Source organism: Frankia sp. CgJB1 (genome assembly GCF_977947065.1).
This window is the reverse complement of sequence record NZ_CDWTNB010000226.1, coordinates 1-5,704: the sequence shown is the minus strand read 5'-3', so window position 1 is coordinate 5,704 and position 5,704 is coordinate 1. Positions and strand designations below refer to the sequence as shown.

5 protein-coding genes and 1 pseudogene are annotated in these 5,704 nt (G+C 70.5%); 2 read left to right on the top strand and 4 right to left on the bottom strand.

Annotated features, from left to right (window positions below):
• On the top strand, window positions 1-268 hold a 268-nt coding region (locus tag AC08OT_RS18700), incomplete at its 5' end, for a hypothetical protein (RefSeq protein WP_476603111.1).
• Between the two features lie 195 nt (window positions 269-463).
• Window positions 464-1,600 (top strand): annotated as a pseudogene (locus AC08OT_RS18695) (GntG family PLP-dependent aldolase).
• 153 nt (window positions 1,601-1,753) lie between these two features.
• Here AC08OT_RS18695 and AC08OT_RS18690 read toward each other — a convergent pair.
• From AC08OT_RS18690 to AC08OT_RS18675, 4 genes are all read right to left on the bottom strand, one after another.
• Entirely contained in the window at window positions 1,754-2,545 is a 792-nt protein-coding gene (locus AC08OT_RS18690) for a VOC family protein (protein WP_476593640.1), read from the bottom strand.
• A 360-nt stretch (window positions 2,546-2,905) separates the two neighbouring features.
• Window positions 2,906-3,187 (bottom strand): hypothetical protein, encoded by a 282-nt coding sequence (locus AC08OT_RS18685; protein WP_476595933.1) that lies wholly within the window; start codon window positions 3,185-3,187, stop codon window positions 2,906-2,908.
• Window positions 3,188-3,227: 40 nt separating this feature from the next.
• Window positions 3,228-4,016: a tetratricopeptide repeat protein gene (locus AC08OT_RS18680; protein ID WP_476594760.1), complete on the bottom strand. Its 789-nt coding sequence runs from the start codon at window positions 4,014-4,016 to the stop codon at window positions 3,228-3,230.
• A complete protein-coding gene (locus AC08OT_RS18675; RefSeq protein WP_476597141.1) occupies window positions 4,013-5,359 on the bottom strand; it encodes an nSTAND1 domain-containing NTPase in 1,347 nt (448 codons plus the stop codon). The genes AC08OT_RS18680 and AC08OT_RS18675 overlap by 4 nt, the downstream gene beginning before the upstream one ends.
• Between the last annotated feature and the right edge of the window lie 345 nt (window positions 5,360-5,704).

Sequence of the window (5,704 nt, the reverse complement as noted above, 5' to 3'; positions counted from 1 at the left end):
GCTCTACCTCACCGACGACCTTACAATCCAGGTGAGCCCGGCTCTCGCCAAAGCCATGGACGAGGACCCAGGGACGGCTGCAGCGTTTGGTCGTCCACCACTTGCTAATAACCTTCTTCTACCCACCACCGCCGCCCTGCCTCGTGTAACCTATCTCGATTGGCATCGACGTCACCTTGTCTCGCCACGACCTGTTGCGCCGGGAATCTGGCAGACGAATGGCCTCGCTTCCGATCTCACTTACCTGCATTCATCACCGGTCATGTAAGAACTGCGGATCCCTCTGCCTCCGTGTTAGGCTGGGCAGACACCGCCGGGCTGAGGAATGCCGAGGGCGAAGCAGCAGCAGGTCGCGCACCCGTTCGCCGAGTACCCGCCGGAGCGTACACCCGGGCTCGCACGCTCACCAACGGACCGCCAATAGCCCGGAACGCCCTGGTGCAGATAGCTACCATCACAAGACATGACCTCCGATGCCACAGGTGACGGCTCTCCGAGGATCAACGACGAACCGGCCGTGTCCAGTCGGCCGCGGGTGGCGAAACGGCCGGCACCGCTGCGCCCAGCCGGGCCCGTGGACCTGCGCAGCGACACCGTGACCCGGCCGACCGCGGCGATGCGCCGGGCCATGGCGTCAGCCGAGGTGGGCGACGACCACTACGGCGAGGATCCGTCCGTCCGCGCGCTGGAGTAGTACACCGCGGACCTGCTCGGCCACGAGGCCGCCGTGTTCGTGCTGAGCGGGACCATGGGCAACTTCGTCGCGTTGCGGTCCAGCGCACCGGTCGGCACCGAGATCATCACCGACACCGAGGCCCACATCGTCACCTACGAGCTCGGCGGGGTGCAGACCCGCACCCTGCCCGGCCTCACCGCGGCGGCGGACCTGGCGGACGTGGCCGCCGCGATCCGCGCGCACAGCGTCACCGGCAACTACAGCATGGTCAGGACCAGCGTGCTGGCCGTGGAGAACACCCATGCCCGCTCCGGCGGCCGGGTCTGGTCGCTCGGCCGGCTGGCGGAGTTCCGCACCATCGCCGACTCCGCCGACGTGGCGCTGCACTGCGACGGCGCGCGGCTGTGGAACGCCGCGGTCGCGAGCGCCGTCCCGCCGCGTCGCCTCGCAGCCGCCTTCACGACCCTGTCGGTGTGCCTGTCCAAGGGGCTGGGCGCGCCGGTCGGCTCCCTGGTCGTCTGTGATGCCGGCCGCGTCGGCACCGTCCGGGAGTGGCGCCGGCGGCTCGGCGGCGGGATGCGCCAGGCCGGCGTGTTGGCCGCGGCCGGCCTGCACGCGCTGCACCACCACGTCGACCGGCTCGCGGAGGACCATCGACGCGCCGCCGAACTCGCCGCGCTGCTGGCCGACGCCGCACCCGGCCGCGTCGACCTGAAGGCGGTGGAGACCAACATGGTGCTGGTCCAGGTCACCGACGCCGGGGCCGTCGCGGCGCGCGCCGCCGAGCAGGGCGTGCTGGTCGGGGCGACCGGGCCGACCACGCTGCGGATCGTCACCCACCTCGACGTGGACGACGCGGGCATCCGCCACGCCGGGTCCGTCCTCGCCCGCCTGTTGCGCGCCCAGCCGCCGGTGGCGGCTTGAGCCGGGTCCCACCTGAGCCGGGCCGGATCCCTCGCCCCCCGGGCCAGGATGGTCACTGGCCGACGGCGCCGACGGTAACGGGCCAGCCCTCGGTTCCCGCAACGATAGTGCTGCGCCTCAGGCACATCCGCGGCGGGAACCGGGCCGGGCGGGTCAGCTCGCGGCGGCGGGCTCAGACTTGGCCGGGCCGACCAGCTTGAACACGGCGCCGGTCGGGTCGGCGGCGATCGCGAGGCGGCCGTAGGGGGTGTCCTCCGCGGGCAGCACCACCGACCCGCCGAGTTCGGCGGTCTTCGCGAGCGCCGCGTCGGTGTCCTGCACGGCGAAATACACCGACCAGTGCGCCGGGACGCCCTCGGCCAGGAAGCCCGCCGCGTCCATGATGCCGGCGAGCGCGCCCTCGTCCTTGCCGAAGGTCGTGTAGCGGAACTCCGGGGTGTCGCTGACGACGTGAACGTCCCAGCCGAACACGTCCCGGTAGAAGCCGACGGCCGCGGCGTAGTCGCGGGTGTGCAGCTCGAACCAGCCGGGGGCGCCCGGCTCGGCAAGCACCCCGAAACCACGGTGCAGCCCCGGCTGCCACATGCCGATCGCCGCGCCGGCGGCATCGGTCACGACGGCCATGACGCCGAGCTCTTCGACGGCCATCGCCGGGACGATCACCTGACCCCCGTGGTCCACAGCGGCGGCGACGGTCTTCTCGGCATCCGGCGTGGCCAGGTAGACCGACCAGCCATTCGGGACGGCCTCGTCCTGCGCGGGCATACAGCCGGCGACCTGGACACCGTCCTTCGTGAAGGTGAAGTACCCGCCGAACTCCTCAGCGGGATCCTCCGCCGTCCAGCCGAACAGCTCGCTGTAAAACGTCCGAGCCCGGGCCGGGTCGGAGGTCATCAGGTCGACCCAGCAGGGCGCTCCGGCCGGGGCGGTCTCTCGAGTAGGCATGATGTGCTCCTTCGTATCGTGCGGACCCGTATCAGGCGGACCGTGCCACATCACCTTGGACCCCGGCACCGACAGAAATTCCTCGGCGGCCATCGGCGCTTCTCCGAGCTCCAGGTGCCGCTGCGTGGCATCACGCCCAAGGTGCTCATCGAGTCCCTGCGCGGCCTGGAACGCGACGGCATCCCCACCCCGGTGGAGGTACCCCGCTGTGGAGGTACCCCCGCGGGTCGAGTGCACACTGACTCCCCTCGGGCACTCGGTCGTCTTCGGCAGGTTCGCCCCCACCCCCGCCCTCGCGCCCGGCACCCGGCTCAGTGGTGGAACGATGACTCGCCGTTCCTCCAGCGCCGCCGTCTGCGGCTACCCATCCTTGTCGATCATGTTCTTCGGGGCGCACTCGGCCATCAACCGGTCGGCGTATGGGTCCATCCAGGTGGTCACGAACGTGGCCATGTTCAGCCGCGCGTTGCCGTCGAGCATCAGCTCGTCGTGGACGATCTGGTAGACCGTCTCCGGCGCAATCGACTCCTGCGGTATCCGGAATCGCGGGACCACGACTTCCTCGCCCGACGGGACCAGGTGCGGCCGTACGTCGACCGTCCGCTCCGCCCGATCATCACTCGCCTGGCGATGTAGAGCCATCCTGGATCAACCTCCCAGCCGCGCTGCTGCGATACCGGTGTCAGGCCATGGCCCCCGAGCGGCGCAGCGAGCGGAGCACCTGCTCCTGTTGATGCGGGAGCAGCTCCGGATCGCGTGCGTCGAGCGCGCGCCGCAGCAGATCGTCCGCTCGAGTGTCCTCGCCGGCGGCACGCGCCACACCGGCGGCACGCCACAGGGCCGGGCCGCTGTCCGGCGCCGCGTCCAGGACCGCCGCGGTCTCGTCGGATGCCTCCCTCGATCGGCCGAGCCGGGCCAGCGCCAGGGCGCGGGTCGCCCGCACTTCCGTGACGCCGGCGACGTCGGGAGCCAGCCGTGTCACCCGCTCGAGATCCTCCAACACCGAAACGTCGTCCCCCAGTTCCACCCGCAGCTGTCCCCGCCCGGCAAGGGCGGCCTCCGATTCCGGAGCGATCGTCAGCACGGTCGAGAAGATGGCGGCAGCCGCCCAGGGCTGGCCGGAGTACCACAGCGCCCGGGCGAGGTCGGCCTGGACGCCGGAGTCGGCCGGCAGCCGCGCGGAAGCGGCCTGAAAATCTTCGATGGCCCGGCCGTACTGACCGCCGCGCAGCAGGAGCCGGCCGATGGCGGCCAGGACACGGCCCGAACCCTCGGTGTCGGACAGCGATTCGTAGAGTTCGGCGGCCTCACGGTACCCCTGCTCCGCCTGCTCGGGCCGGGCCTGCGCCTCATCGAGCTCGGCCCGCAGGGCCAATGTCCGGGCCGTCGTCCGGGAGCCGTCCGGGCTGCGGAGCAACGCCTCGTCGACATGGCCGCGCGCGGCCACGACATCGCCGTCGGCGAAGCTCACCAGCGCGGCCTGGAGGAAATCGGCCGCACCAGCCGCACCAGCCAAGCGTCCCGCGACGGACCAGTCCGGGAAGGCCTCCTGCAGCGGCGGGATAAGGCGATCGTCGAAAAGCTCGAACCGCCGGGAACCCGAACGCCATTCACTGGCGAGGACATAGCGCTCGACCAGTGCGTCGAGGAGGGCGGTGGGCATCCCAGCGGTCGTCTCGATGCCCTCGTCGACGGCCCCCGCCGGCCGCGTTCGGTGATGAAGGTCCGGGTCAGCCAGGTGCGCACCTCCCCATCGTCGAGGTCGTGTTCCCGGGCCACGGCCACGATCGCCTGGGTCAGATACGCCCCGAGGATCATGCTCGCATCACCGGTCTCCGCCAGCTGGGCGCCGGTGACGGGTTCGGTGGCGGCGGGTTCGGTGGCGGGTCCGGCGGTGACGAGCGGGAAGCGCCAGATGGCCGTCGCCACGAGCTGGAGGTACGCCGGCTGCACCGTGCTGGCGACCAGAACGGACTCCGTCCCGGTAACGTCCACCACACGGCTGGTGACAAGGTCGTCGACGCAGGCCTGGGCGACACCCGGCGGGAGGCGTCGGCCCGCCGCCCGCAACGGTTCGGTCAGCGCCGCAGTTGCCGAGCGCCGGTCCAACGGTCCGACGGCGACCCTGGCGATCGTCGAGCCACCGGCGAGGGTGTCCTCGTAGGGCGCGAGCGCGGCCCGGTGGTTACGCCGGATCACCAGCAACAGGTGCAGGTCCGGGAGGGCGGCCACGGCCTCACCGAGAACTTCGACGAACTGGGTGCGCAACGGGTCCAGATACGGCGAGTGGGGTACGAAGAAGTCCTCGAACTGGTCCACAGCGGCCAGGATCGGCCGCGCGGAGCCGAGTTGACGGTCACGACCGGCGGCGCCGTTACCGTGCCGCTTGCTCTGGATGGCGTCCACCAGCGACCAGGTGTCGGAGTCGCCCGCCCAACATCGCAGCAACGACTCCAGGTAGGGATTTCTGGTCGAGCGGACCAGGCCCTCGTCCGCGTCCGGACCGACCGGTGGGCCCAGTCGACCGACCGGCAGCACGTCGGCGTCCGTCGAGACCAGATTCGGCAGCACGCCGGCCCGCAACAACGACGTTTTTCCGACCCCGGCCGGCCCGTGCAGGACGACCAGCCGACTTTCAAGCCATTTCGCGAGCAGGGCGTGCGCGCGGCGCGGCGCCCGAAGAAAAATTCGGCGTCGGTCTCCTGAAAGGGCGTGAGGCCGACATAGGGAGAATGGCGGGGAAGTACGGTGACCACCACTACCCCCGCGTCCCGGAATCGCTGGTCGGGTCAGGTCTTCCCCGCCTTCCTTCACAAGCAATGACCATCCTGGTAAACAAGGTAGTAAAAAGCCTCTCCCCGGCGAATCGACAGCACCCCTGACAGTACCCTTGAATGATATCCGACGCCGGGTCGCCGGAGTTCGGACGTACCACCCGAAAGCGCCTCCCGTGCACCGCGAGACGCGCACGACCGCCGAGCCGAGCGGACCCCCGCCCACGGGAGGCGTACCGCCGGTCGGTCATGGACTCGGTCATGGACTCAGTCCGCAAAGGACGGCACCGCCCGTCCGCCGTCAGTCGTGCGCTGCCGGCGCTCCGCGGGACAACAACCTAGGGATCGTCATTAAATAAGTTGATCATTTGATCTGTGTTTGGGG